This window comes from Pseudomonas sp. SJZ078 (assembly GCF_007828255.1).
GTDB lineage: Bacteria > Pseudomonadota > Gammaproteobacteria > Pseudomonadales > Pseudomonadaceae > Aquipseudomonas.
In genome coordinates, this window is sequence record NZ_VIUG01000001.1 from 96,445 (window position 1) to 120,571 (window position 24,127).

Consider the following 24,127-nt stretch of genomic DNA (forward strand, 5'->3'; position numbering starts at 1 on the left):
GCTTTCCTCGGGAGCGGAACAATTCAAACGGGAGCGACCGGTCGCGACCTGAACAGGCACAGCGCAACAGGACAACTGAGTCCGGCGATACCGGCCATCAAGGCAAAGGATTCCAGGCTGTTGCCGGCCCCCAACAACGCCAGGAGCGTACCGGCAGCGCTCATCACGGCGATGGAGATCATCCCGACCATGGCCGAGACCAACCCTTTGCTGTCGTCGCTGGCAAACAACGCCAGTCGATACAGCGCCGCATTACCCAGGCCGAGGCCAAGGGCATACAGCGAAAGACCTCCGACCAGCGCAGGCAGGGAAAGGGCGAATCGACTGGCGATGACCAAGGCGAGCAGACCGGCGCACAGGGGCCAGAGGCTGTAAAGGAGCACGCCGCGTACGCCGATCCGTTCCACCCAGGCATTGAGCAGGAGATTGCCGAGGATCACCGCGGCGAACACCGGGATCTGCCAGAGCCCATACACCAGTGGAGTAACGCCCTGTCCCTGTATCAGCAGCAGAGGCGACAGGCCGATCCAGGCGATCAGTGGCAGGCTCATCAGTCCCAGCGCGACGCTGGCCGCCATGAATCGGGGATCGCTGAGCAAGGCGCCATAGCGTTTGATCAGCGCACGCAGTTCGAAAGGAACGGGGGGGGGCCGCTGGCTGCCTGGCCTCGGGTGGCGCGGCATGAATCCCCAGAGCGCCAGCCAGCTCACTGCGCCAAGGCCGGCCAGCAGCAGAAACAGCTCGCGCCACGACAGCCATTGCAGCAGCAACCCTCCCAGCAAGGGGCCCAGCAAGGGCGACAAGAGGGCCAGGTTGCCCAGCAGCGCCATGATTTTCACGGCATCCGACTCGTTGAACAGGTCCTGGATAGCGGGATAGCTGACAGCGATCACGAAGCCCAGGCCCATGCCCTGGATCAGGCGCAGGCCATTGAACCCCAGCATCTGGGTGACCTGGGTGGCGGCCGCACAGGCCAGTACGAACCCGGCGCAACCGGCAAGCATGAACGGTCGACGTCCATGACTATCCGATAATGGCCCGATCAACCAGGGCAGCAGGATGCCACCCAGCAGATAGAGATTGAACGCGTAGGGAATCTGATCCGAAGCCGCTCCGAGTTCTTCGGTGACGGCGAGCATGGCGGGCATGATCAGATCGCTGGCCATGTACGTTAATAATTCAAAGAGCGCGATAGCCAGGCAGAAACCTGTCAATCGTTTAGGCGAGAAAGTTGTCAGCAAGTTTGGCATTCCCAACGTTTATTTTGAGTAAAGAGGTGAGTGCCTCTTATTCGAGAATACGTGGGGGGCGATAAGGCTTGAAAGACAGAGTTTCCCGGTGTTTACGGAGGAAAAGTGCTTGGCGGACGTAAGAAAAATGTCCACAGAAGCGGACATTTATTCCCCGTTAAAGTCAGAAATTTACGGGTTGATAAGGTAGAAGGGGGCGTAGCATCGAGGGCTCGCTACAGACGCCTCAACCAGGACGCCCGGGGAAGGTCCTAGCGGTGCTGGGCGAAACCAGGATCCACCGAATATCCAGGTCCTTCCCCATGACCGTGGCCAGGAGGAAAAAAGAGACAGCCGCTCAGCGACAACATCGACAACAGCGGCAGCAGCAGTGACATGCGACGAAACATAAATAAAATCCTCATGGCTGAACACCGTGGTTGCGCGACGGCGCTCCTTCGGCTGTACCATGGGACCCTGTTGGCTGCCGCTTGTCCCTGGAACCGGGTAGGCACTTGGCAAGCGAACGGCTACAGAACGGATACATTCAGGAACTGGCAATGACTCATTCGCAACGTTTGAAATACTCGATTCTGATTGTCCTCGTAGTCCTGGCGATCATGCTGGGACTGTCGTGGATGCAGAACAAAGGCATGATCAGCGAACAGCTGTTTCAATACATCGCCATTGCCGTGGCGGTGATCGTGGTGGTGGTCAACGGGGTGATGCGGCGCAAGGTCAAGCCCTGAGCATCATTCCCCTGCCGCGAGCATGGCCATGGCCTTGGGGTGCAGGCTGTAGCTCTTATCGGGATTGAGTGTCACCAGACCCACGCTGCACAGGCGCTTCAATACCTCGCGGACGCTGAGAAAGGACAAGGGAATGTCCGCTTCCAACAGCTGGCTGTGCACGCCCCGTGCGCCCAGGCAGCGGTTCTCCATGGTAGAGGTGCGCAATATGTCGATGATCTTGAGGCGAATCAGGCTGGTCCTGAGCCCGAAGCTCTTGAGCAGACCCCTGATGTGATCGTTGTTACCTCGTTCTGTCGCTTTGGCGAGCACGTTATTCGACGTCGCCATCGGGACGCCGCTCGAAGCCGGCTTATTCTCCATAGGCAGTTGCGCGTTTTGCATGCAAAAGGTCCTTACCAGCCTGATCAGGAAATAGTCATACGTGTTTCTTCAACAGGAACGTCCAATCATGCGGGCCGCGATGTGAAAAAATCGCCGGGATGTCGTTAAAGCCTTGTGATTGTCCAGGCGATTTTTCTGCATCTGGGGTGAGCGCGTTCATGAGGGCGAGTCGAGCTGGCGTCCCAACTCACAGATGAGCAGGGTCAGCGAGTCGGCGTTTCGAAGGATCACGTCGATGCGCTTGTCCGCCGAGCTGGGGTTCAGAAAGACATCACGCGCCTCGTTCAGGGTCCTGGCGCCGGTCACCTTGAGGATTTCCTTGACGGTAGCCTTGTGCTCGGGAAGCAACTCCAGGCTCTTGAACATGCTCGCTGCGGTATCCCATCCCATGAACAACTTTGAACGTGGCGTGGTCAGCGAGAGCCCATTGCGTTGCTGGTCTTGCTGAGCCTCATACCGGGCTCGTCCGTCATAGGTGACTTGCGAAATCAGGTCGGTAAACGGCAATAGCGCGTCCAGATATGCGATGTCATGTGTATCGAGCAGCTGATGGGTCAGTTCGTGGATGAGGGTCGCTCCCTGGGCGTGCGCGTCGACATTGAAGGACTCGGGAACGATGGCTTTGTATGCGTCCAGCCCGACGTCGAAGAAAAATTGCGTGAGATAGATTTTTCCGCGTGCATTGGGTTCGAGCACGAATGCCGTGGCCGTGTCGTTGGCGCTCTTGAGATTGCCGATCACGATGCGTTTCTCGTTTTGCAGTTCCCAGGAGGGATCCGCCAACACCTGGCATATCGGCGCAACAATGGCATGTATGCTTGTGATCAGGTTGGCATCGACCTGTTCGATGCCGAAAAAGGTCTTGAGGTAAGTATCCAGTCGGGAGCCCGGTGAGACCCGCTGCCTAGCTTGATCGAGATTAAGAAGCGCATTGAGGGCGTAATACCTGGCCGTCTCCAGCGCCTGCACAATGACGTTCGCATGGTGGGGGTATTTCCTGCGTATCTCAACCATGCCGCGGGCTTCGATATTCAGTGTATCTGCGGCCTTGTGGTCGCTGTACGCGTTCGCCAGGGTCGACAACACCTTGCCGTAGCGAATGGTCTGTCGTTGTGAGTCGATTGCCCACTCCTGGCTTTCAGGCAGTCTTTTGAGTATCGGTCCCTCTCCCTTGTCGTGGACCACGCGCCAGACCTGGTTGACCTTCGCCACCTGAAAGACTTTGCCGACGACGCTGACATAGCGCTTGCCGGAGCCTGCGGCCTTGTAGGTCCCGTCAACGAGGTTCCTTTGCAGATTCTCAAGGCTTACGCCCGTGGCTTCGAAGGCTTGCAGGTGGGTGCGGATCGGGGCTGTAGAATTGACGTCCTTCCAGTGGACCTGGGCCGCGGAGGTGTTCTGCGGGGAAGGGCCGATGGGGTCGAGCAGCCCGAACGTATCCTCGCGATTCAGAAACCCGATTGATACCATTTCCGCGGCCCCGGCAATGAAATCATGCAGGCCGGTTTTCCAGTCGTGCTGCTGCAACGCTTCGGAAGAGGACTTGAAGTCCTGATAGCTGTCCCACAGCGTTTCGAAAAAAGTCAGTTTGCCCGGTAGCTGTCTGCCCACGAACCTGGCGCCGACACTGAGTAGATGCCGCACGGTTTCCCAGTCGAACTGACGTTGCCTGTTTGCTTGAGTGGTCAGCAGGTTCGATACCAGTTGGATATTGTCATTGAACAATGTATCGAGGATGTTCGTCTGGACCGGATTGGAGGCCAAGGTGATTTCCGATAGCTGTCCCGCGGTGGCGACGAACAGGTTTTTGAACGTGCTTCGCTGGTTGGCGGGCAGTCGATTGATCAACAGGTCTTGTAGCGGCCCTGTCTGGTTGAAGGCGGCCACGACACCCGCTTCGTCCTTGAATTCGGTGAAGCACGGGCCCGTATGATAGGGGGCGTACAGAACGTGAGGCGCCTTCGCATCGGTGCTCGATCCGATCAGATATAACCCCAGTGCCTTGATCGCCGCTGCGCCATCGGTTGTGATCAGCTCTAACGGACGAATCAGCGCGCTGGCGCCTTTCACCGCCTGGCGGGCTATGGCGTCCGGCATGTCCAGTACCTGGCGAATCAAATCGAAGGCTGCAGGGGAGAGGTACTGCTGCAGGTACCGTGCGTGAGCGTATTGCAACAGTTGCCAGGGGAGTTGTTGGCGGAATCGTTGTTTTCTCTGTTGAACGTCTTCTGTCGTGCCGGACAGCTTGTCCACCACATGGCGTTTATACGAGGTGGAGATATCCAATGACAGCAGCAGCTGTTTGACCGCCGCCTCGTTCAAGCTGTCAGGCAGCTTGCGCCTGGACGTCGAGGAGACCTTGAATCCGGTTTTTTGAGTGACATCGATATGATTCAGCGCGAACTCGTCCAGGGAACTCGGAGGCCCCGCCAACGCGAGGTTCGGTGTAATCAGAATGCTCGCCGGATCCAGGTCTTTTTCGGTAAAGCGCGCGTCCAGCAGCGCTTTCAGTTTTTTATTCGTATAGGCCTGCAAGGGCTCGATACCGTCCAGGTAGTCTTTGCCGTCGGTCACGCTGTTCCGATATTGCTCAAGCAGCTCGATATGCAGGCGCTGTTCTTCAAGAGAAGCCATGCCGAGCCAGGCAGGCAGCTTCTGTTGCCACCAGCCTGCCTGGGCGATGCGTCTGGCACGGATCAGATTGGTGGGGGCGCCTTTGTTCCGCAACGCTTCAAGGCTTTTCACCAATGCGGTCCCGGTCAATTGCCAGTTCCGGGTTTTCAACGTTTTCAGATAGCCGTACTCGATCTCGAACAACCTGATGAACGAGGTCATCCGATCGAGCAACACGTTGTCTTCGATCAACTCAAAGGCCTCAAGCTGATAACGCCCGTGGGGCTTGCGTTGCTCAGGGGGCAGGTTGGCCAGCAGGCCAAAGCGTTTGCGGGAGTCGAGCAGGTTTCGGTTCAATTGTGTCGTCGCGACATCGACGGAGGGGAAAACCTGCAGGCCGTCGGTGGGCGTCCAGAGGATTCCCAGGCCTGAATAAGGCGTGTCCAGCCCTCCGCGCTCAGTCAGGAAAAAACAATTGGCCAGGGAGAAGGAGGCGGTGCTGCCCTCGTTGGTATACGCAAGCTTCAGTGAATAGGCATCGGGTCGAAAGCCTTTGAGCGCTGCGCGCTGCTCGCGATTCGGATAGTCGGCGTCGTAGGAAAAAACACAGTTGATGAGATCATCCGCGGCGGGCGGCAGGGTCCCGTCGAGTTTTCTAAGCTCGGCTTCGGCACGTATGCCGAGGGAAAAAACATTGCTCAGTTCAGGTAGCAGGCTTTTCAGTTTAGCGTGCAGTGAGATTGCATTGGAGAGTGGCAGCTGGGTGAACAGCGTGTTGAAAGCCTCTTCGACGGTGGTATAGCTCTTGATCTTTCTCGTCAGTTGATCAGCCATGAAGTTGGAAGGCCGCGAGGCGCCATAAAAAGCCGGCAGGGTGCCCCAGTGCCCATCGGTTCCATGCGCCAGCAGGTTTTTGTTGATCAAGGAGCGAATATCCAATGCCTTGTCGACCAGGGCGTGGATGTTCACGGTGCCCTGGCGGGACATCTCCAGTGCGTAGTGAAGGTTGCTGATCTGCTTGCCGATGATTGCATTCGCCAGGGATTCGAATACCGGCAATGTCACGGGGTAACCTGAGACCTGTGGTTCGTCCAGGCGCAGAAAGCGGTTGCGTTCTTCCAGGCTCAGCAGGCTATAGAGTGCCTCCTTGCGTGCAATGCTTGTCGGCGTCGTCAGCAGCGCGTCCTTGAACCCGAGGTAGTTGTCGACTTTCTGCAGGTCATGACTGGGTCTGTAGAGGTAATGATCTTTGCCGCTGATCATCAGCGAGCCGGCAAGCTCCACATAGAGCGGCTCATATTCCCAGAGGCGAACCGTTTCGATGAACAGAGGCGTCTCGTCCTGGCGCGATGGCCCGAACAATCGGAGCAGTTCCTGGCTTTGTGCGTCGGTCAGCTGCCTTTGCTCCCGTTTGCTCAGGACGGTGGCGCGCAGGGCATCGCTGAGGACCCGCGACAGCAGCTCTCGGCGTGAGGTATGAAATGGGCCGGTGGCGTCCCAATAGGCATTGATGCGATCGGTGAGCTTGGGAATCAGGTTCTGGGCGGTGACCCGTAGCAGGCTTTCCCACTGTTGCGAATTATGAGGCGATACCGTGATGTCCGGATGGATGAAATCGACGTCATGCCGGGCGGGCCGGCCCTGATGGTGGAAGTACACCAGGACCGCTTCGGACAGTGACAGGTTGTTGGTTACCTTACCCATGGTCGGGTCACCCAGCCCCGCATCAGCGGTGATTGCGACACGGGTCTGTTGGTGGTCAAGGTTCGCCAGTACTTCTTTCAATATGTGGTCAAGCATTGAGGTCAGCGAGGGCAGTTTGATCAACTCATCGACCATGGTCAGCGCGTTGAGACTTTGGGCGTGCTCAATGGCGTCGATCTGGGCCTTGAAAATATCGCCGTCGATGGTCTGCCGGGACTGTTCGATAAGGGTGCCGGTGTTCAGTTCGTCGCGTTGGGAGATGGACAGGAGCTGGAACAGGTCGTCACGCTCGAAAGGGGTTGCGAGCATTTGGTCGATCCGGGTTTCGAGCGCCTGCGGGCTGGCGAATTTCTCGATTCCACCCTGCGGCGTGTAGAGGAATGCAGGCTTGGGGGAGGATGTGCCGACGTCTGGCAAGGTTGTCAGGGTGAAACAGCCGGCAAGCGGAACAGGGGCGTGTCCCTCGGTCTGGAGCAGAATGCTTTCGGCAGACATCGACGGCGTCTGGGCGGTACGCAGCGTGTGGCTGGGAAGGGCTGCGTGGTGCAGCCACTCGAAGTCGGCTTGCGTCAACCCATGGGTTGCGCTCAATTCGTCCAGGCGTTGGGCGTCCAGGACGTCGGGAAATAACAGGGGCGTGGTTTCACGGGTCATCGTCGCGTCTCGATCAAGGCGCCATGAGGTGGCGCTTGCATGGATGAAGCGGCCAGCCTAGAGAACGATGAAGGGGCGAAGGTGGTACATAGTTACCGCACGCGAAGCTCCAGACCTGTCAGGCTGTGGCGCGCCGGGTGTGCGTGCGGTGAAAAGATTGACAGTCCGCGCCTGAAGCAGTGTTTAATCCGGCTTTGTTCCTTCTTCACTGTGGCTACCTCCAACAATCATTCTGGAGCTTCAGATGTCTGCGCTATCCGATCAAGCCGGTTCCGGCCCTCTCTCTTTAGACGCCTTGGTGGGGCTCCTGGAGAAGATTTTCCTGCGGCACGGCACCTCCGCCGAGGTGGCTCGTACTCTGGCTGAAAACTGCGCCCGCGCCGAACGCGACGGTGCTCACAGCCATGGCGTTTTTCGTATGCCGGGCTATGTCTCGACGCTGAACAGCGGCTGGGTCGACGGCCAGGCAGTGCCGGTGGTCGAAGACGTCGCAACGGGCTTCGTCCGGGTGGACGCCGGCAACGGTTTTGCCCAGCCGGCCCTCGCCGCTGCACGACCGTTATTGGTGGAGAAGGCTCGCAGCGCCGGTATCGCGGTGTTGGCTATCCGCAATTCCCATCACTTCGCCGCCCTTTGGCCGGACGTCGAGCCGTTTGCCTACGAAGGGTTGGTGGCATTGAGCGTGGTCAACAGCATGACCTGCGTGGTACCCCACGGCGCGGACCGTCCGTTGTTCGGGACCAATCCCATTGCCTTCGCCGCGCCACGGGCCGGTGGCGAGCCGATTGTATTTGACCTGGCCACCAGCGCCATCGCCCATGGCGACGTACAGATCGCCGCGCGCAAGGGCGAGTTGTTGCCGCCAGGCATGGGGGTGGACAGCCTCGGCCAACCGACCTGCGACCCAAGGGCGATTCTCGAAGGCGGCGCGCTGCTGCCGTTTGGCGGGCACAAGGGGTCGGCGTTGTCGATGATGGTCGAGCTGCTGGCGGCGGCCCTGACCGGCGGCAATTTCTCGTTCGAGTTCGATTGGAACAAGCATCCGGGAGCCAAGACGCCGTGGACCGGACAATTGCTGATCGTGATCGACCCGAGCAAGGCCGCCGGACAGAACTTTGCCGAGCGCAGCCAGGAGCTGGTCAGGCAAATGCAGGAAGTGGGGTTACGGCGGTTGCCGGGGGATCGTCGGCACCGGGAGCGCAGTCAATCCGATCAGCATGGAATTGCGCTGGATGAGCAGACATTGCAACAGCTGCGGGAATTGGCAGGGATGTGAAAATCAACGTGGGAGCGAGCTTGCTCGCGATAGCGGTGGGTCAGTCGATGAGGATGTTGACTGTGCTGACGCCTTCGCGGGCAAGCCCGCTCCCACATTGTTGCGCTTGTCGGGCAAGCGTTGTCAGCGCCGTCCTAGCAACAAGCCCACCACCAGCCCGAAACCGGCGGAAATCGCCACGGTTTGCCAGGGGTGGCCGCCGATGTAGAGTTCAGTGGCGTCGACCATGGGCCGGGTACGCTCCCGTGCGCTGGCAACCGAGTCCAGGGCCTGCTGCAGTTTCTGGGAGATCTGGCCCCGCAGGTTCTCGGCATCTTCACCGACCAGCGAGTCGCTGCTCTTGAGCAGCTTTTCCGACTCTTCGATCAAGGCCTTCAGTTCACTGAACACTTGATCCTTGATTTGCTCTCCGTTCGCTTGCGCGGTATGCCTACGAGCCATCGAGTTACTCCTTGCTGATGATTACCACTGAACAGTGGAGTGTTGCGCTTGGGCAAAAGTTGCAGAGGGACAGGCCGTGTCAGCATGGCCAAGCCTAAATGATGGTTAAGACGTTTCCCCACAAGGTGTAAGATGTCGCCCATTTACGCAACAGGTAATTCCCATGAGTTTCAATCTGGCTGACAAGCCGCTGGCCGAGCGTGCCGCGCTGGAAGACGAAAAATCCCGACTGTTCGAGTTGTGGCAGAACAACCTGGGCAAGGCCAAGGGCGACGCTGCCCGGTTGTTTGGCGAACGCTCCAAGCGCAAAGGCAAATGGGCCGAATGGGTACGTGCCGAGTTGGACGGCATGTCGCCCCCGGAATACGCCAACATGGTGCGCAGTGAGGTCAATCGGTTGATGGCCGCCAACAAATAAGCCTCACGCAAAGGTCGCGACGATGGCCTCGCGAACCTTGACCACGGCCGGATCCATCTGAGTGTGGGTGCGCCATCCCAGCTCGATGGGATAGCGTGGCAAGACGAGAGGGCAGGGCAACAGCGTCAGGCTGCCGAACGCCGCGATGGCCCTCGCGGCGTGCCCCGGAATGGTCGCCACGGCCCGGCTGCCCTGGAGCAGGAACGGCAACGCGGCAAAATGCGTGGTCGAGGCACACACTTTGCGGCTCAAGCCGAGCCCGGCCAGTCCTTCGTCGGTGATGCCGATGAACCCACCCGACGACACCAGCAGATGTTCGCGACCCACGAACGACTCCAGGCTGAGGGTCTGCTGGTTCTCCTCCAGGCTGTCCGGGTCGACCAGACAGGCATAATCGCCTTCACCCAATACCTGGCGACTGAGCAACCGTTCCGTGAAGCCACCCGCCGTGATCGCCAGGTCGAAATTGCGCTCCATCAAGTTGCGGCCGACGATCTGGCTGTGGGTCTGGCGAAAGATCAGGCGCAACCCCGGCGCCCGTTGCGCGACTTCCTCGATCAGCTTGCGCCCATAGGCCAGCTCGAAGTCGTCGGACAGGCCGACGATGACCGAGCGGCCGTCGTAATGACTGGTCTGCGGGTCGATCATCGCCAGGCTCTGGCGACACTTGTCCAGGGCCTCGCTGATCACCGGCTTGAGTTGATTGGCCCGCAGCGTTGGCGCCAGGCCACGACCGGTGCGCACGAACAGTTGATCGTCATATACATCCCGCAGCCTGCGCAGTGCCGCGCTGATGGCCGACTGGGTCACGCCCAGGCGCAATGCGGCGCGGCTGGCGCTGGATTCGTCGTGCAGGGCTTCGAAGGTCTTGAGCAGGTTGAGATCGAGGTTGGCGATATTCATGATGTTCATATCGTTTAGCAATGTATGGGGCTTTATTCATGATCGGTCGTCGCCTGAGAATCGGCAACACTTGAGACCTAAGGAGTTGAACACCCATGCCGAAATCCATTGTGGCTGCCCTGCAGATCGGTTCCTTGCCGGGCGGCAAGGAGGAGACTCTGGCGCAAATCCTTTCCTACGAAGACGCCATACGCCAGGCCCGCGCCCGCCTCGTGGTCATGCCCGAAGCCCTGCTGGGAGGCTATCCCAAGGGCGAAGGTTTCGGCACCCGACTGGGCTACCGGCTGCCGGAGGGGCGTGAGGCATTCGCCCGCTACTTCGCCAATGCCATCGACGTACCGGGTGTCGAAACCGAAGCGTTGGCCGGGCTTTCGACGCGTACGGGGGCCAGCCTGGTGCTGGGCGTCATCGAGCGGGCTGGCAGTACCCTGTATTGCACGGCCTTGTACTTCGAGCCTGATGCGGGGCTGGTGGCCAAGCATCGCAAGCTGATGCCCACCGGCACCGAGCGGCTGATCTGGGGCAAGGGCGATGGTTCGACGTTGGCGGTGATCGACAGCCAGGTCGGGCGACTCGGTGCGGCGGTGTGCTGGGAAAACATGATGCCGCTGCTGCGCACCGCGATGTATGCCAAGGGAGTGGAGGTCTGGTGTGCGCCGACGGTGGATGAACGGGAGATGTGGCAAGTGACCATGCGTCACATTGCCCATGAGGGACGATGCTTCGTGGTCAGTGCCTGCCAGGTCCAGGCCTCGCCTCAGGCGCTGGGTATTGATGTCGAACACTGGCCGGCGGAGCGTCCATTGATCGCCGGCGGCAGTGTAATCATCGGACCCATGGGGGATGTGCTGGCTGGGCCGCTGAAAGACACCGCGGGTTTATTGACCGCCGAAATCGACACCGATGACCTGGTGCGGGCGCGTTATGACTATGACGTGGTCGGTCATTACGCCAGGCCGGACGTGTTCGAACTGGTGGTGGATGAGCGGGCCCGGCCTGGCGTGCGGTTCACCGCGTGAGTTACCAGGTTGCCGCGGACGCCGGCAAATCGAGGGTTCCGCGGTCGACGAAGCGCATGGTGCCGAACAGTCCCCCGGAGAGTTTGCCCTTGAGCACATAGGGCAGGTTATCCAGACCCTGTGTCTGGCTCAGGCCCAGGGTCTGGCGCAACACCGAAAAGGCCGAAATGCTCACGGGGACGCTCAAGACCGCTTCGGAGTACCGTGCAATGGAGCCGCTCTGGTCGCTGACCCCGGTCGCCAGCGTGCGGTCGTTGACCTCCAGGTCCAGCGCCACGCCGTTGTAGTCGATGGCGGTTTCGTTGGGGTTCTGCAGGCGCAGCTTCACGGCAAAGCGCATCTCCAGGTCCTGGCTGGGCAAGGGTTCGATGCCGACCACGTTGATGTTCAGCGGATCGCGATGCGGGAAGAGGGCGCAGGCGCTGAGGCTGAGCAGGGTCAGCAGGAGGAACAGGCCGGGGATTCTGCGCATGGGCGTATTCTCACTGTGAATTTTTGGCCACGATAACCCACAATCCCAAAGACAAGCGAAGAACCTGTGGCGAGGGGATAAATCCCCTCGCCACAGGTTTCATCTCTATCCAAATAGACGTTTGGGCTCCTGACAGTTTCTGACAACAGCCTCTGCTAATCTGCAGCAACTTTTTCATCCGGATCGACCACCGTGTCCCGTACCACTCGGCTGCTCACTTTGTTGCAAGTCTTGCGTGGCAAGCGCTGCCCGGTCACCGCCGCGACCCTGGCGGCAGAGTTGAAGGTATCCGAGCGCACGCTCTACCGCGACATTGCCGAGCTGACCGCCCTGGGGGCGCCGATCCAGGGCGAGGCAGGCATCGGCTATGTATTGCGCAGCGGCCTGTTCCTGCCGCCACTGATGTTCACCGCCGATGAAATCGAGGCCATTGTACTGGGCTTGCGCTACGTGGATCAGCGCGGCGATGAGGTACTGGGCAAGGCGGCCGCCGACGCCCTGGCGAAAGTCGCCGCGGTGTTGGCTCCCGATGTCCGGGATGCCTTGCGCAACCCCACGGTGTTGCCCGGCCCGCCGGGTTACGGGTATCCGCAAAATACCGTGGAACTGAACGTGTATCGCCAGGCCATCCGCGTCCAGGCGAAGCTGCACATCGATTACGCCGACGTCAACAACACCCCGAGCCAGCGACTGATCTGGCCCCTGGCCCTGGGGTTTTTCAACGAGGCGCGGGTGGTAGTGGCCTGGTGCGAATTGCGTGGCGCCTACCGGACCTTTCGCACCGACCGGATTGCCTCTGCCACCGAGCAGGGCGAGTGCTATCCCGGCAGGCGCAGCGACTTGCTACGAGCCTGGATGAAATCGATGAAACTGGACGAAACCGGGCGTTTCACTCCTGACAGAAACTGACATGAGGGTGTTCTAGCATGGTGCCAGTTCGATAAAACAAGGAGCCTTACCATGTCCAATCCCGTCTCTTCCCTGGCACCGGCCATCGCCGGTTACATCGCGGCCGCCAATGCCCGTGACAGCTCGGCGGTGACGCGTTTCTTTGCCGAGGATGCCAATGTGTTCGATGAAGGACAGCATCGGGCCGGCACCCAGGACATCATCCAATGGATGGAAGACACTTCCCGCCGTTACCAGCCGCGGGTCGAAGTGCTCAACGTGCAACAACGCACGGGCAAGGTGCTGGTGCACAACCTGATCTCGGGGGCTTTCCCTGGCAGCCCGCTGGAGTTGCGGTATACCTTCCGGCTCGATGAGCAGGGCAAGATCAGCCGGCTGGATATCTCGATTTAAAAGGAGTGAGCTCCTGTGGCGAGGGGATAAATCCCCTCGCCACAAATCCCATGCTCGGTTGGCGTGATCGTTCATCGTCCGGCATGGCATACTCAGCCGCTTCCTCTTCCGGACCCGGGCCGCATGACTTTCGACTCCCCCCTGAGTGCCTGGCAGTACGCCATCGAACATCGCGGTTTTGTCCAGGATGAGGCCCAGGAGTTGGCGATCATGACCTTGGAGCAATGCCACAAGGCTTTGCACGAGGGGTGCAAGTCGATCAAGGGGGTGTATCTCTGGGGCCCGGTAGGTCGTGGCAAGACCTGGCTGATGGACCGTTTCCATGAAAGCCTCCGGGTTCCGGCCCGTCGTCAGCATTTCCATCACTTCATGGCCTGGGTGCACCAGCGTTCGTTCCAGCTCACGGGCACGCCGGACCCGTTGCAGGCCTTGGCCAGGGAGCTGAGCCGGGAAGTGCGGGTGCTGTGTTTCGATGAGTTGTTCGTCACCGACATCGGCGATGCCATCATCCTCGGGCGCCTGTTCCAGGTCATGTTCGAGTTGGGCATGGTTGTGGTGAGCACCTCGAACCTGCCTCCCGAGGAACTCTACGCCAACGGCCATAACCGTGAACGGTTCCTGCCGACCATCACGGCGATCAAACAGCACATGCAAGTCGTACCGGTGAACGGCTGGCAGGATCACCGCCAGCACCCCGGCGCGCTACAGCAACGTTATTGGCTACGAGGCGCCGGGCAACCCGAGCCATTGGGCGAGGTCTTCGAACGGTTGAGTGCAGGGCAACAGTCCAGCAGTGATCCGGTGCAAGTCGGCCATCGCTTGCTGGAGCCGGTCAAGGTCAGCGACACGGTGCTCTGGAGCCGTTACCGGGATCTGTGCGAGCAGCCGTTCTCGGCCCTGGATTTCATGGGCCTGTGTGACCGCTACAAGGTTATCCTGCTCAGCGACGTGCCCAGCTTGAGTGCCGAGCAGCGCGAAGGGCGTATCGCCCGTGGTACGGAAGACGGTGTAGAGCGGGTCGAGGCGGGGGATCGCGAGCTGCCGCAACTTTCGGTCCACGATGACGGTGTGCGACGCTTCATTGCCCTGATCGACGAATGCTACGATCGCAAGGTGCCGCTGTACCTGTCGGCCGAAGTGCCTATGGAGCAGCTGTATACCGAGGGCTATCTGCAATTTCCGTTTCGCCGTACCCTCAGTCGCCTCCAGGAAATGCAGATGCAACGTTTCGGTCAGCTCGCCTGACCCGTACCCGCCGACGGCCCCATCCGCCGGTATTACCCGCCGTACCCGCGAAGAGAGATGCAAGGTCATGGAAGAAGCCAAGGATGTTCTCGTACTGCAAGCCAGCTACACCAATCCGGTTCACGCCGAAGCGATCTGCCTCGTACTCAACGGCTATGCGCAGGACCCCATGGGCGGCGGCCGGTCGCTGCCGGCCGAAGTCCTGCTGCATCTGCCGGAAGAGCTGGCCAAGCGTCCCTACGCGTTCAGCGTGCTGGGGTTCGTCAACGGCGAGCCGGCGGGGCTGGTCAATTGTTTCGAAGGTTTTTCGACCTTTGCCTGCCGGCCGCTGGTGAATATCCATGATGTCGTCGTCATGAAGGCGTTTCGCGGACTGGGCCTGAGCCAGAAGATGCTGCAGAAAGTCGAAGACATCGCACGCCAGCGCGGTTGCTGCAAGATCACCCTGGAAGTGCTTGAAGGCAATGCCGTGGCCCAGGCCAGCTATTCGAAGTTCGGCTTCTCCGCCGGCATGTTCGATCCGGCTCACGGCCGCATGCTGTTCTGGACCAAACCCCTGTAAAAAAACTGACTGTGCCGGACCCTGTGGGAGCGGGCTTGCTCGTGAAGGGGCTGTGTCAGTCACCATAATCAGTGGCTGACCCATCGCCTTCGCGAGCAAGCCCGCTCCCACACAAATTGCGCAGGGCTCTGCGGTTACTGCTGCACCACCTTGACCGTCGGCGCCTTGGGCTGCATCAGGCTGAAGTCGATCAGCGCCTTGTGCTGGCGTTGATAGGGGTTGCCGATCAACAGCGGTCGGGCCAGGAAGTCGTTGCTGACCAGGCTCTTGCTGCGGTCCAGCTCATCGAAGCTCAAGCCTGCCAGGTCTGCCCAGGTATGGATCAGCTGAGAACTGCTGTAGGGGCGGGACAGGTCGCCGGCAAAGTTCCAGTCATGGGTTTCGCGCCACTTGGGCGAAGCCCAGGCGATGAATGGAATGGTGTACATCGGCGCGGTGGGCTTGCCTTCGTTGCGGCCAAGGGTGGCGTGACCCACCGAGTCGAACACGTCTTCACCGTGGTCCGACAGATACAGCAGAAAACCGTTGGGATCGCTCTTGGCGTAGTCCTTGATCAGGCTGGAAACCACGAAGTCGTTGTACAGCACTGCGTTGTCGTAGCTGTTGTAGGTAGGCACCTGATCGTCACGCAGACCTGCCGGTACGCCCTGGCGGTCAGTGAACTTGTTGAAGGTCGGTGGGTAACGGTACTGGTAGCTCATGTGAGTACCTAGCAGGTGTACCACGATCAACTTGCGCGGTGCGGTATCGGCCAGGGCCTTGTTGAAGGGAGCAATCACGTCGCCATCGTATTGCGCGGCGTTCTGGTTACGGTTGTTGTTCAGGTAAACCTGCTCGTCGGCCTGCTGAGAGAACGTAGTGAGCATGGTGTTGCGCTTGGTCATGGTTTGCTGGTTGGTGATCCAGAAGGTCTTGTAGCCCGCCTGTTTCATCATGCTGACCAGCGAAGGGGTCGTCAGGTACAGGTCTGGATTCTGCTCGTCGGCGAATGTCAGCACCTGTTGCAGGGCTTCGATGGTGTATGGACGCGGCGTGATCACATTGTCGAAGACCGCTAGCTGGTCCTTGAGTTTGTCCAGCTCCGGGGTGGTTTCCCTTGGGTAGCCATACAGGCTCATGCGCTGGCGGTTGGTGGACTCGCCGATCACCAGCACCAGGGTCGCCGGTTGGTTGGCCATGGTGTCCTTGAGGTTGCGCAATGGCTCGATCTTGCTGGCGCTGTGTAACATGCCTTGCATGCTTGCCAACTGCTCGCCGTAACGACGGTATGCCACCAACATCTGCCAAGGTACGGCTGGTTCGATGCGGTCTTCGAATTTTTCCAGGCCGCCGGCCAGGCTGCCGGCGCGCTGGGTTTGCTTGACGAGCGGGTAACCGACCACGGCGCCCAGGATCACAACCGCCGCGACCAGGGCCTGGCCGCGGGGCAGGTACACCGGACGCAGGCGCGTCCAGAGGAAATAAGCCACTGCGGTATGGGCGAGGAACGCCGGCACCATCCACCAGGCAAAATACTGTGTCATGTACTCGCTGGCTTCAGCCACGTTCGACTCGAACATGATGAAGATGACGCTCTGGGAAAACTCCTGCTGATAGATGAAGAAGTAACCCAGGCTGGCCATGGAACAGGCCCACAGCACTACACCGATCAACGCGGCGAGCAGGCGGGTCCGGGCAGGGAATAGCAGCATGGGCGCCAGCCACAGCGCGCTCATGATGAATGCCTGGCGGAACCCGGAGAAGCCGGAGGTATCGCTCAACAGAATAAGCAGTTGAGTAATGCCCGAGAAATACCAGAAGAACAGGAAAAGCCAGCCGAACCCGGCCCAATCGAAACCTTTCGCAGTCGTTTTGCTGCGTTTGAACAGACTCATCAAGCGCTCCAGCCTTTTATCTACACCGACGAAGCTGTTGCCACCGGATGGTAACCGCAGGCATGCGCCGAGCACCCTAAAGGCCGCTAGTATCCCGAGAGCGTTGTGAAAACTTCGTGAGTTTTTCGGTTATAGATTGGTAGCCTGGGTGCGAACGCACATGTGGCAGAGGAGTTGCCGAACAAACCTGTCCAGGGAACGGTGGGAAGCGACACCGGTTTCCCCAATGTCACTTCCTTGCGTTGCGCCTGTGGAGCGGTTATCGAACCAGGGCCTGGCCCTGATGGGAGAGTTGGGCATGCTGCAACTGCATGCGCAGCTGGGTCACTTCATCGAGCAGCAGATCGCGTTCTTCCTTGAGAAGGCGCAATTCGTCGCGACGAATGGTCACGTAAAGGGTTTGAGGAGGACGTGCGGTAACGACTGGGTCCATTGCTCACCTCGCAAATGGCTACATCAACTATAGAGATGTCGCCAGCTTTTTGGTCGACACCACTACTATCGGCGCCGATTCTGATTTCTTTTGCTCGTGAATGGAACTTTTTTATTTTTCATGGTCGCCGTGCCTTCGACCGGGTTTGAAGCGTTATCCCCCTTGTGATCGCACGAATTAACCGGAAACTATGCAGCAAGGCTCTGGACTAACCTCCACTAGTCGCAGCCAAACCGTTTCGAAGCGAGCGGCCTGTACTCGAATTAGCCACACAGGCCACTAAACCTTTGACATACCTTTATTTGTAGTAGGGAGCATCAGCACATGCAACTCGGGATCATTGGACTGGGCCGCATGGGCGGCAATATTGCGCGGCGCCTGATGCTCGATGGGCACACCACGGTGGTCTATGACCGCAACAGCGCATTCGTCGAAAACCTGCGCCAAGAAGGCGCCACGGGCGTGGCGGATCTGCCGGCGCTGGTGGCCGGGCTGGAAAAACCGCGAGCAGTCTGGGTCATGCTGCCAGCCGGCGCGCCTACTGAAGACACCATCAACGCGCTCAGCGAGCTGCTGGAACCAGGTGATGTGATCATCGATGGCGGTAACACGTATTACAAAGACGACATCCGTCGCGCCCAGGCACTGTTGGAAAAGGGCTTGAGCTACATGGATGTGGGCACCTCCGGCGGCGTCTGGGGCCTGGAGCGCGGTTATTGCATGATGATCGGCGGCGATGCCGCCGTGGTCACGCGCCTGGACCCGCTGTTCGCCAGTCTGGCACCGGGCATGGGCGATATTCCCCGCACCCGCGACCGTAAGTCCGACGACGATCGCGCCGAGCGCGGCTATATCCATGCCGGCCCCGCCGGTGCCGGGCATTTCGTGAAGATGATCCATAACGGCATCGAGTACGGCATGATGCAGGCCTTTGCCGAAGGCTTCGACATCCTCAAGACCAAGTCCAGCGAAAGCCTGCCGCCGGAACAGCGTTTCGACTTGAACCTGGCCGATATTGCCGAAGTCTGGCGACGTGGCAGTGTGGTGTCGTCCTGGTTGCTGGATCTGACAGCCGATGCCCTGGCCCGCGATCCGAAACTGGATGGCTTTTCCGGTGAGGTGGCTGACAGCGGCGAAGGACGCTGGACTATCGAGGCGGCCATTGAGCAAGCGGTGCCGGTTCCAGTGCTGTCCAGTTCGCTGTTCGCCCGTTTCCGTTCCCGCCAGCAGAGCACCTACGGTGACAAAATGCTGTCCGCCATGCGCTTCGGCTTCGGCGGCCATGTGGAGACGCCGAAAAAATGACCGCGACCGGCAGGAAATCCAAGGCAGAGCCCGCGCCACCGACCACGCTGTTCCTGTTCGGTGCCCATGGTGATCTGGTCAAGCGCCTGCTGATGCCGGCGCTGTACCACCTCAGCCGTGACGGGTTGCTGGGAGATGGACTGCAGATCATCGGCGTTGATCACAACGCCATCAGCGACGTGGACTTCGCCAGGAAACTCGAGGATTTCATCCGCCACGAAGCGGCGAGCAAGGGCGGCGATGCCGGCCGCGCGCTCGATCCGGTGCTGTGGGCCCGCTTGGCCAAGGGCATCAGCTACGTACAGGGTGACTTCCTCGACGACAGCACCTATGTAGCGTTGGCAGCGAAGATCGCCGCCAGCGGTACTGGTAATGCGGTGTTCTACCTGGCGACCGCGCCGCGCTTTTTCAGTGAGGTGGTCCGCCGTCTGGGGGCGGCCGGGTTGCTTGAGGAACAGGCTGGTGCGTTCCGGCGGGTGGTGATCGAAAAGCCGTTCGGCTCGGATCTGCACACCGCCGAAGCACTCAATGCCTGCTTGCTCAAGGTCATGAGCGAGAAGCAGATCTATCGGATCGACCATTACCTGGGCAAGGAAACCGTACAGAACATCTTGGTCAGCCGTTTCTCCAACAGTTTCTTCGAAGCGTTCTGGAACAATCATTACATCGACCACGTGCAAATCACCGCCGCTGAAACGGTGGGGGTGGAAACCCGTGGCAGTTTTTACGAGCATACCGGCGCCCTGCGGGACATGGTGCCCAACCATCTGTTCCAGTTGCTGGCGATGGTGGCCATGGAACCGCCGGCCGCCTTCGGTGCCGACGCGGTCCGAGGGGAGAAAGCCAAGGTGGTTGGGGCTATCCGCCCCTGGTCGGTGGAACAGGCTCGCGCCAATTCGGTGCGCGGCCAGTACGTCGCTGGCACCATCGACGGCAAGCCGGTGAATGGTTACCGCGAGGAAGCCAACGTGGCGGCCGACAGCGGCACCGAAACCTACGTCGCCCTGAAGGTCATGATCGACAACTGGCGTTGGGTAGGGGTGCCGTTTTATCTGCGTACCGGCAAGCGCATGAGCGTGCGGGACACGGAAATCGTCATCTGCTTCAAGCCGGCGCCCTACGCGCAGTTTCGCGATACCGAAGTCGAGAAGTTGCAACCGACCTACCTGAAGATACAGATCCAGCCCAACGAAGGCATGTGGTTCGATCTGCTGGCCAAGCGGCCGGGACCGACGCTCGACATGGCGAATATAGAACTGGGTTTCGCCTACAAGGATTTCTTCGAAATGCAGCCATCCACGGGTTACGAAACCCTGATCTACGATTGCCTGACCGGCGATCAGACGTTGTTCCAGCGTGCCGACAACATCGAAAATGGCTGGCGTGCCGTGCAGCCGTTTCTCGATGCCTGGCAGCAGGACGCGACCGTCCAGCCCTACAAGGCCGGAGAAGATGGCCCATCCGCCGCCGATGACCTGCTGACACGCGATGCTCGCGCCTGGCATGACCTAGGATGAGTGATCAATTGAAACGTCCCATCCGTTTTCTGCTCAGTGACATGGACGGCACGCTGCTGCTGCCCGACCACAGCCTCAACCAGCGCACCATCGAGGCCGTTCGTTCCCTGCGCGAGGCCGGTGTGTTGTTCAGCCTCGCCACCGGACGGCCACCTCGGGCAATGTTGCAGCAGATCGAAGCCCTGGGTGTCGATTTGCCAACGGCGGCGTTCAACGGCGGTACCCTGGTTCATCCGGACGGCAGCTTCCTCGCCGTGCACTACCTGCCGCCCGAGGTGGCGTTGATGACCCTGGCGCTGTACGCCGATCAGCCTGGCATCGAGGTCTGGGTGTTTGCCGATGGCCATTGGCTGGTGCGTGACGCCCACGGGCCGATGGTGCCGGTGGAAACCCGCGGCCTGGGCTATCCGCCTGTTGAAGTCGAGAGTTTCGAGCCCTACCTGGAGCGTATCGACAAGATCGTCGCCACCAGCGCCAATACGGATCTGTTGGTCGAGCTGGAGGCCCGCCTGCATCCGTTGCTCAAGGGCCAGGCCCAAGTGTCGCGTTCGCAACCGATCTACCTGGACGTTACGGCAATACAAGCCAACAAGGGGGAGGCGCTGTCGACCCTGGCGGCATTCCTGGGGGTACCGCTGGAGCAGACGGCGGCCATGGGCGACGGTGGCAATGATCCGGCGATGTTCCATCGCGCGGGCCTGTCGATCGCCATGGGGCAGGCGGAAGAGGCGATCAGGCGCCAGGCCGATGTGATTACCGCATCCGTTATCGAGGACGGCGCGGCGCTGGCGATCGAACGGTACATCCTGCCCCGGTGACTTCGCATACTTTTGTGGGAGCGGGCTTGCTCGCGAAAGCGGTGGGTCAATCTAAAGGTCGACTGACACTCCGTTTTCGCGAGCAAGCCCGCTCCCACAGGTTTTGCGCAGAACTCTGGTTATTCAATTACAGCCAATACGTCACCGCAAACCACCCCAAGCCACCCATGACCACGGTATAGGGCAGGGCCATCCACACCATCCGGCCATACGACAGGCGAATCAGTGGCGCAATGGCTGAGGTCAGCAGGAACAGGAAGGCAGCCTGGCCGTTGGGCGTGGCGACGCTGGGCAGGTTGGTGCCGGTATTGATCGCCACCGCCAGGGTCTCGAACTGTTCGCGGCTCATGAGGCCGGAGATGAAGGCCTGCTTCACTTCGGTGATGTAGATGGTGGCCACGAATACGTTGTCGCTGATGGCCGACAGCAGACCATTGGCAATAAACAGCATGCCGGGCTGCTGATCGGCGGGCAGGGCCAATACCCATTGGATCAGTGGTGTGAACAACTGCTGATCGTGAATCACCGCCACCACCGCAAAGAACACCACCAGCAGCGAGGTGAACGGCATCGCGTCCTTGAACGCATTGCCCAGGCGGTGCTCATCGGTGATGCCGGTGAACGCGGTGATCAGCACGATCACCGTCAGGCCGATCAGTCCGACTTCGGCGATATGCAAGGCCAGGGCCACGATCAGGATCAGTGCGGCAATACCCTGGACGATCAGGGCCGCGCGTTGCCGTGAGGTGCGCTCGCGGTTGTCCTGCTCGGCATAGTCGGCCAGCACGGTACGAACGTTTTCCGGCAGCAGCGTGCCGTAACCGAACCAGCGCAGCTTTTCCAACGCCACGCAGGTCACCAGCCCGGCCACCAGCACCGGCAGCGATACGGGGGCGACCTTCAGGAAGAAGCCCGCGAAATGCCAGCCCATTTCATGGCCGATCAGCAGGTTCTGTGGCTCACCCACCAAGGTGCATACGCCACCCAGCGCGGTGCCGACGACGCCGTGCATCAGCAGACTGCGCAAAAACGCCCGGAACTGATCCAGGTCCCCGTGGTGCAAGGCCGGCAGGTCGTGGTCTTCATCGACGTTGCTGTCCTGGCGTGGATCATTCCCCGAAGCGACGCGGTGGTAAACCGAATAGAAGCCCACGGCGGCGCTGATGATCACCGCCGTGACGGTCAACGCATCGAGAAAAGCCGACAGGAATGCCGAGAGAAAGCAGAACATCAGAGCCAGCAATGCCTTGGAGCTTACGCCCAGTAGCAGGCGAGAGAACAGGAAGAGCAGCAGGTCCTTCATGAAGTAGATCCCGGCGACCATGAACATCAGCAGCAGGATCACCGGGAAGTTGTGCAGCAACTCGTCGTACAGCGCCTTGGGGGTGGTCATGCCCAGCGCCAGGGCTTCGATCAGCAGCAGGCCGCCGGGCATCAATGGATAGCACTTGAGGGCCATGGCGAGGGTGAAGATAAACTCGATGACCAGCATCCAGCCCGCTGCCACCGGACCGAGGGTCCACAATACCAGGGCGTTGACGATCAGGAAGGTGACGATGCACGCCTTGTACCAGCGTGGAGAGTGCCCAAGGAAGTTGTGGGCGAAAGCCTGGGCCATTGAACCGGACATCGGCTGCTCCTTTTATTTAGAAGCGCGCAACTTGCCGTAAGCAATGAGGAATATCAAGCGTAGGAATTCATACCGCTCATCAGCGGTCGGTGCTTTTCGGGTCAGGCCCGATATCGTGTCACCACGGCTCGGTAGGTCCCGTGGAGGGAATGGCCTCCCACCAGGATTTTTCCATTGGCCTGTATCGCGAGGGAGGTGGCGGTGTCCAGGCTATAGCCGAGCCGCGTACGAACCCAGCCTTTGCCCTGGCCGAACATCGGGTCGAGGTTGGCGTCCGGCAGATGCCGGGCCAGAACGAAGTCGGCCTCGATGCCACCGATGGTGGCTCCGGCGGTGACCAGTTTTCCATCGGGTTGAGCCTGGGCGGCGGTCCACTGGCTGGCAGCGCGCCCGATCTCCAGGAGCCGGCACGGTCCCTGGTTGCAGTGTTGATCCGGTTTGCCGTCCCGGTGCACCTTCAGGGACAGGCAATGCATCGGGTCGCGACTGCTGCCGAATGCTTGCAGATCACCGTTCTGGTGTTGAACGATCTGGTTGATCATCACACCGCGCTCCTTGGCGGCGATGGACAGGAAACCGTTCTCGCCGAAGCTGTCATCGAGTCTGCCGCTGGGGTCATAACGGACCATCAAGCCTTGCTGGGGCAGATCGATGGCGCCACCCACCACGATGTTGCCGTCGGCCTGGAGGGCGAGGCAGCTCAGCCAGGTGTTCTTCAGCAGGCGCCGGACCATGACAAAACCGCCTCTGTTGAATGAGCTGTCCAGTGTGCCGTCCGCTAGTACTCGGATCAGGATGCCGACATGGTCGGACAGTTGGTAATGATGATTGGCCAGCAACAGAATCCGACCGTCAGCCTGCACGCGCACGTCGCAGGCTTCCAGGCCTGGCAGGCCAGGTGGCAGCCAGGGGTCGCGCAGACCTTGGGACAGATTGCCTTCGATCCGAATGACTTGTCGTCCGGCGTTGCCGAAACCGGGAACGGGGTGGCCTTGTTGATCGAACAGAGCCAAGGCGGGGAGGGTACGCTGGGTGCTTTCGTAATGCAGGCCGGATAACAGGATCTTTCCGTCGGCTAACTCGGTGACTTTGCCTGCCGTTGCTTCGAAGCCTTGCTCAAAAGAACCGGTTACACAGCCACCGGCTCCAAAGCCCGGATCGGCCAAACCATCGTGGTTGAGCCGTGCGAGCCCGAACCGGCAGCCATGTGGCGTCTCTAGCTTGGCCGCCACCAGGATTCTTCCGGTTCGGTCGAGGGTCAACCCGGTGGTCCGGCTGGAACTGCTGCCGGAAAAATGAACCACCGCCTTGCCGTTGTTGGCAAAGCCAGCGTCCAGTTGGCCGGCGTGTACCGCCGCCATTGGGAGTTCAGGCGCGAATTGATTGAGCATGCATGCCTCTCCTTGCGCGTCGACCGGCCCGGAGGGGCGATGACTGCATGAGGGCAACATTCAATCCCTGAATGTGACAGTGCACAACTGTCAGTCTCTGCACAAATAGCTGCGATTCGTGCCAGAGCAATGACTTTTCGACTCAGTGCCAAGCCTGCTATCGAAACAGGCTCTGGACTGCATACGAA

22 protein-coding genes are annotated in these 24,127 nt (G+C 60.0%); 11 read left to right on the forward strand and 11 right to left on the reverse strand.

What is annotated here, in order from left to right; genetic code table 11:
• Window positions 1–23 precede the first annotated feature (23 nt).
• Complete coding sequence (locus tag FBY02_RS00400) at window positions 24–1,250, reverse strand: MFS transporter (protein WP_144921723.1); 1,227 nt, start codon at window positions 1,248–1,250, stop codon at window positions 24–26.
• A 539-nt stretch (window positions 1,251–1,789) separates the two neighbouring features.
• Between FBY02_RS00400 and FBY02_RS00405 the strand changes: the two genes are divergently transcribed.
• Window positions 1,790–1,978 (forward strand): hypothetical protein, encoded by a 189-nt coding sequence (locus tag FBY02_RS00405; protein WP_144921726.1) that lies wholly within the window; start codon window positions 1,790–1,792, stop codon window positions 1,976–1,978.
• 3 nt (window positions 1,979–1,981) lie between these two features.
• Here the strand turns inward: FBY02_RS00405 and FBY02_RS00410 are convergent, their stop codons facing one another.
• From FBY02_RS00410 to FBY02_RS00415, 3 genes are read right to left on the reverse strand one after another with little or no spacing between them, the layout of a single operon-like run.
• Window positions 1,982–2,362 carry a fe2+ zn2+ uptake regulation protein gene (locus FBY02_RS00410; RefSeq protein ID WP_144921729.1) on the reverse strand — a complete coding sequence of 127 codons (381 nt, stop codon included), beginning with the start codon at window positions 2,360–2,362 and terminating at the stop codon, window positions 1,982–1,984.
• Between the two features lie 34 nt (window positions 2,363–2,396).
• The gene (locus tag FBY02_RS28255; protein WP_256662443.1) at window positions 2,397–2,522 is read right to left on the reverse strand and encodes a hypothetical protein; all 126 of its coding nucleotides are present in this window, start codon (window positions 2,520–2,522) and stop codon (window positions 2,397–2,399) included.
• Window positions 2,519–7,333, reverse strand: coding sequence for a dermonecrotic toxin domain-containing protein (locus tag FBY02_RS00415; protein WP_144921731.1), 4,815 nt, complete (start codon window positions 7,331–7,333; stop codon window positions 2,519–2,521). Before FBY02_RS00415 ends, FBY02_RS28255 begins: the two co-directional genes overlap by 4 nt.
• A 244-nt stretch (window positions 7,334–7,577) precedes the next feature.
• Between FBY02_RS00415 and FBY02_RS00420 the strand changes: the two genes are divergently transcribed.
• On the forward strand, window positions 7,578–8,609 hold the full coding sequence (locus tag FBY02_RS00420; protein ID WP_144921734.1) for an Ldh family oxidoreductase: 1,032 nt from the start codon (window positions 7,578–7,580) through the stop codon (window positions 8,607–8,609).
• A 123-nt stretch (window positions 8,610–8,732) separates the two neighbouring features.
• Here the strand turns inward: FBY02_RS00420 and FBY02_RS00425 are convergent, their stop codons facing one another.
• Window positions 8,733–9,050, reverse strand: a complete 318-nt coding sequence (locus FBY02_RS00425) for a YqjD family protein (RefSeq protein WP_144921737.1) — start codon at window positions 9,048–9,050, stop codon at window positions 8,733–8,735.
• A 163-nt stretch (window positions 9,051–9,213) separates the two neighbouring features.
• Between FBY02_RS00425 and FBY02_RS00430 the strand changes: the two genes are divergently transcribed.
• Window positions 9,214–9,468: a hypothetical protein gene (locus FBY02_RS00430; protein ID WP_003181187.1), complete on the forward strand. Its 255-nt coding sequence runs from the start codon at window positions 9,214–9,216 to the stop codon at window positions 9,466–9,468.
• A gap of 3 nt (window positions 9,469–9,471) precedes the next feature.
• On the opposite strand, the gene FBY02_RS00435 is transcribed toward FBY02_RS00430, so the two are convergent.
• Window positions 9,472–10,380, reverse strand: a complete 909-nt coding sequence (locus FBY02_RS00435; protein WP_144921740.1) for a LysR family transcriptional regulator — start codon at window positions 10,378–10,380, stop codon at window positions 9,472–9,474.
• An 86-nt stretch (window positions 10,381–10,466) separates the two neighbouring features.
• Here FBY02_RS00435 and FBY02_RS00440 point away from each other — a divergent pair, with 86 nt between their 5' ends.
• Window positions 10,467–11,390: a carbon-nitrogen hydrolase family protein gene (locus FBY02_RS00440; protein WP_144921743.1), complete on the forward strand. Its 924-nt coding sequence runs from the start codon at window positions 10,467–10,469 to the stop codon at window positions 11,388–11,390.
• A gap of 1 nt (window position 11,391) precedes the next feature.
• On the opposite strand, the gene FBY02_RS00445 is transcribed toward FBY02_RS00440, so the two are convergent.
• Window positions 11,392–11,862, reverse strand: a complete 471-nt coding sequence (locus FBY02_RS00445) for an LEA type 2 family protein (protein WP_144921746.1) — start codon at window positions 11,860–11,862, stop codon at window positions 11,392–11,394.
• Window positions 11,863–12,054: 192 nt separating this feature from the next.
• Between FBY02_RS00445 and FBY02_RS00450 the strand changes: the two genes are divergently transcribed.
• The 4 genes from FBY02_RS00450 to FBY02_RS00465 all read left to right on the forward strand — a co-directional run bounded on the left by FBY02_RS00450 (window position 12,055) and on the right by FBY02_RS00465 (window position 14,971).
• Window positions 12,055–12,771: a YafY family protein gene (locus FBY02_RS00450; protein ID WP_144921749.1), complete on the forward strand. Its 717-nt coding sequence runs from the start codon at window positions 12,055–12,057 to the stop codon at window positions 12,769–12,771.
• Between the two features lie 51 nt (window positions 12,772–12,822).
• Window positions 12,823–13,164, forward strand: a complete 342-nt coding sequence (locus tag FBY02_RS00455; protein ID WP_144921752.1) for a nuclear transport factor 2 family protein — start codon at window positions 12,823–12,825, stop codon at window positions 13,162–13,164.
• A gap of 123 nt (window positions 13,165–13,287) precedes the next feature.
• Window positions 13,288–14,409: a cell division protein ZapE gene (gene zapE, locus FBY02_RS00460; protein ID WP_144921755.1), complete on the forward strand. Its 1,122-nt coding sequence runs from the start codon at window positions 13,288–13,290 to the stop codon at window positions 14,407–14,409.
• 67 nt (window positions 14,410–14,476) lie between these two features.
• Window positions 14,477–14,971: a GNAT family N-acetyltransferase gene (locus FBY02_RS00465; RefSeq protein ID WP_144921758.1), complete on the forward strand. Its 495-nt coding sequence runs from the start codon at window positions 14,477–14,479 to the stop codon at window positions 14,969–14,971.
• Between the two features lie 134 nt (window positions 14,972–15,105).
• On the opposite strand, the gene FBY02_RS00470 is transcribed toward FBY02_RS00465, so the two are convergent.
• Window positions 15,106–16,845 (reverse strand): phosphoethanolamine transferase CptA, encoded by a 1,740-nt coding sequence (locus FBY02_RS00470; protein ID WP_144921761.1) that lies wholly within the window; start codon window positions 16,843–16,845, stop codon window positions 15,106–15,108.
• A 259-nt stretch (window positions 16,846–17,104) separates the two neighbouring features.
• A complete protein-coding gene (locus FBY02_RS28025) occupies window positions 17,105–17,278 on the reverse strand; it encodes a DUF6026 family protein (RefSeq protein WP_178111855.1) in 174 nt (57 codons plus the stop codon).
• A gap of 300 nt (window positions 17,279–17,578) precedes the next feature.
• Between FBY02_RS28025 and gnd the strand changes: the two genes are divergently transcribed.
• From gnd to FBY02_RS00485, 3 genes are read left to right on the forward strand one after another with little or no spacing between them, the layout of a single operon-like run.
• Window positions 17,579–18,583: a phosphogluconate dehydrogenase (NAD(+)-dependent, decarboxylating) gene (gene gnd / locus FBY02_RS00475; protein ID WP_256662457.1), complete on the forward strand. Its 1,005-nt coding sequence runs from the start codon at window positions 17,579–17,581 to the stop codon at window positions 18,581–18,583.
• The gene (zwf, locus tag FBY02_RS00480) at window positions 18,580–20,100 is read left to right on the forward strand and encodes a glucose-6-phosphate dehydrogenase (protein WP_144921767.1); all 1,521 of its coding nucleotides are present in this window, start codon (window positions 18,580–18,582) and stop codon (window positions 20,098–20,100) included. Before gnd ends, zwf begins: the two co-directional genes overlap by 4 nt.
• Window positions 20,097–20,918: an HAD family hydrolase gene (locus tag FBY02_RS00485; RefSeq protein WP_144921770.1), complete on the forward strand. Its 822-nt coding sequence runs from the start codon at window positions 20,097–20,099 to the stop codon at window positions 20,916–20,918. Before zwf ends, FBY02_RS00485 begins: the two co-directional genes overlap by 4 nt.
• Window positions 20,919–21,045: 127 nt before the next feature.
• Here the strand turns inward: FBY02_RS00485 and nhaB are convergent, their stop codons facing one another.
• Window positions 21,046–22,548, reverse strand: coding sequence for a sodium/proton antiporter NhaB (nhaB, locus tag FBY02_RS00490; protein WP_144921773.1), 1,503 nt, complete (start codon window positions 22,546–22,548; stop codon window positions 21,046–21,048).
• Window positions 22,549–22,649: 101 nt separating this feature from the next.
• The gene (locus FBY02_RS00495) at window positions 22,650–23,939 is read right to left on the reverse strand and encodes a hypothetical protein (protein WP_144921776.1); all 1,290 of its coding nucleotides are present in this window, start codon (window positions 23,937–23,939) and stop codon (window positions 22,650–22,652) included.
• Window positions 23,940–24,127: the final 188 nt, after the last annotated feature.

What these genes read in the sequence shown, in the direction of transcription:
- FBY02_RS00400 (WP_144921723.1), bottom strand. Translation starts at nt 1,250, where the DNA reads ATGCCAAACTTGCTGACAACTTTCTCGCCTAAACGATTGACAGGTTTC.
- FBY02_RS00405 (WP_144921726.1), top strand. Translation starts at nt 1,790, where the DNA reads ATGACTCATTCGCAACGTTTGAAATACTCGATTCTGATTGTCCTCGTA.
- FBY02_RS00410 (WP_144921729.1), bottom strand. Translation starts at nt 2,362, where the DNA reads ATGCAAAACGCGCAACTGCCTATGGAGAATAAGCCGGCTTCGAGCGGC.
- FBY02_RS28255 (WP_256662443.1), bottom strand. Translation starts at nt 2,522, where the DNA reads ATGAACGCGCTCACCCCAGATGCAGAAAAATCGCCTGGACAATCACAA.
- FBY02_RS00415 (WP_144921731.1), bottom strand. Translation starts at nt 7,333, where the DNA reads ATGACCCGTGAAACCACGCCCCTGTTATTTCCCGACGTCCTGGACGCC.
- FBY02_RS00420 (WP_144921734.1), top strand. Translation starts at nt 7,578, where the DNA reads ATGTCTGCGCTATCCGATCAAGCCGGTTCCGGCCCTCTCTCTTTAGAC.
- FBY02_RS00425 (WP_144921737.1), bottom strand. Translation starts at nt 9,050, where the DNA reads ATGGCTCGTAGGCATACCGCGCAAGCGAACGGAGAGCAAATCAAGGAT.
- FBY02_RS00430 (WP_003181187.1), top strand. Translation starts at nt 9,214, where the DNA reads ATGAGTTTCAATCTGGCTGACAAGCCGCTGGCCGAGCGTGCCGCGCTG.
- FBY02_RS00435 (WP_144921740.1), bottom strand. Translation starts at nt 10,380, where the DNA reads ATGAACATCATGAATATCGCCAACCTCGATCTCAACCTGCTCAAGACC.
- FBY02_RS00440 (WP_144921743.1), top strand. Translation starts at nt 10,467, where the DNA reads ATGCCGAAATCCATTGTGGCTGCCCTGCAGATCGGTTCCTTGCCGGGC.
- FBY02_RS00445 (WP_144921746.1), bottom strand. Translation starts at nt 11,862, where the DNA reads ATGCGCAGAATCCCCGGCCTGTTCCTCCTGCTGACCCTGCTCAGCCTC.
- FBY02_RS00455 (WP_144921752.1), top strand. Translation starts at nt 12,823, where the DNA reads ATGTCCAATCCCGTCTCTTCCCTGGCACCGGCCATCGCCGGTTACATC.
- zapE (WP_144921755.1), top strand. Translation starts at nt 13,288, where the DNA reads ATGACTTTCGACTCCCCCCTGAGTGCCTGGCAGTACGCCATCGAACAT.
- FBY02_RS00465 (WP_144921758.1), top strand. Translation starts at nt 14,477, where the DNA reads ATGGAAGAAGCCAAGGATGTTCTCGTACTGCAAGCCAGCTACACCAAT.
- FBY02_RS00470 (WP_144921761.1), bottom strand. Translation starts at nt 16,845, where the DNA reads ATGAGTCTGTTCAAACGCAGCAAAACGACTGCGAAAGGTTTCGATTGG.
- FBY02_RS28025 (WP_178111855.1), bottom strand. Translation starts at nt 17,278, where the DNA reads ATGGACCCAGTCGTTACCGCACGTCCTCCTCAAACCCTTTACGTGACC.
- zwf (WP_144921767.1), top strand. Translation starts at nt 18,580, where the DNA reads ATGACCGCGACCGGCAGGAAATCCAAGGCAGAGCCCGCGCCACCGACC.
- FBY02_RS00485 (WP_144921770.1), top strand. Translation starts at nt 20,097, where the DNA reads ATGAGTGATCAATTGAAACGTCCCATCCGTTTTCTGCTCAGTGACATG.
- nhaB (WP_144921773.1), bottom strand. Translation starts at nt 22,548, where the DNA reads ATGTCCGGTTCAATGGCCCAGGCTTTCGCCCACAACTTCCTTGGGCAC.
- FBY02_RS00495 (WP_144921776.1), bottom strand. Translation starts at nt 23,939, where the DNA reads ATGCTCAATCAATTCGCGCCTGAACTCCCAATGGCGGCGGTACACGCC.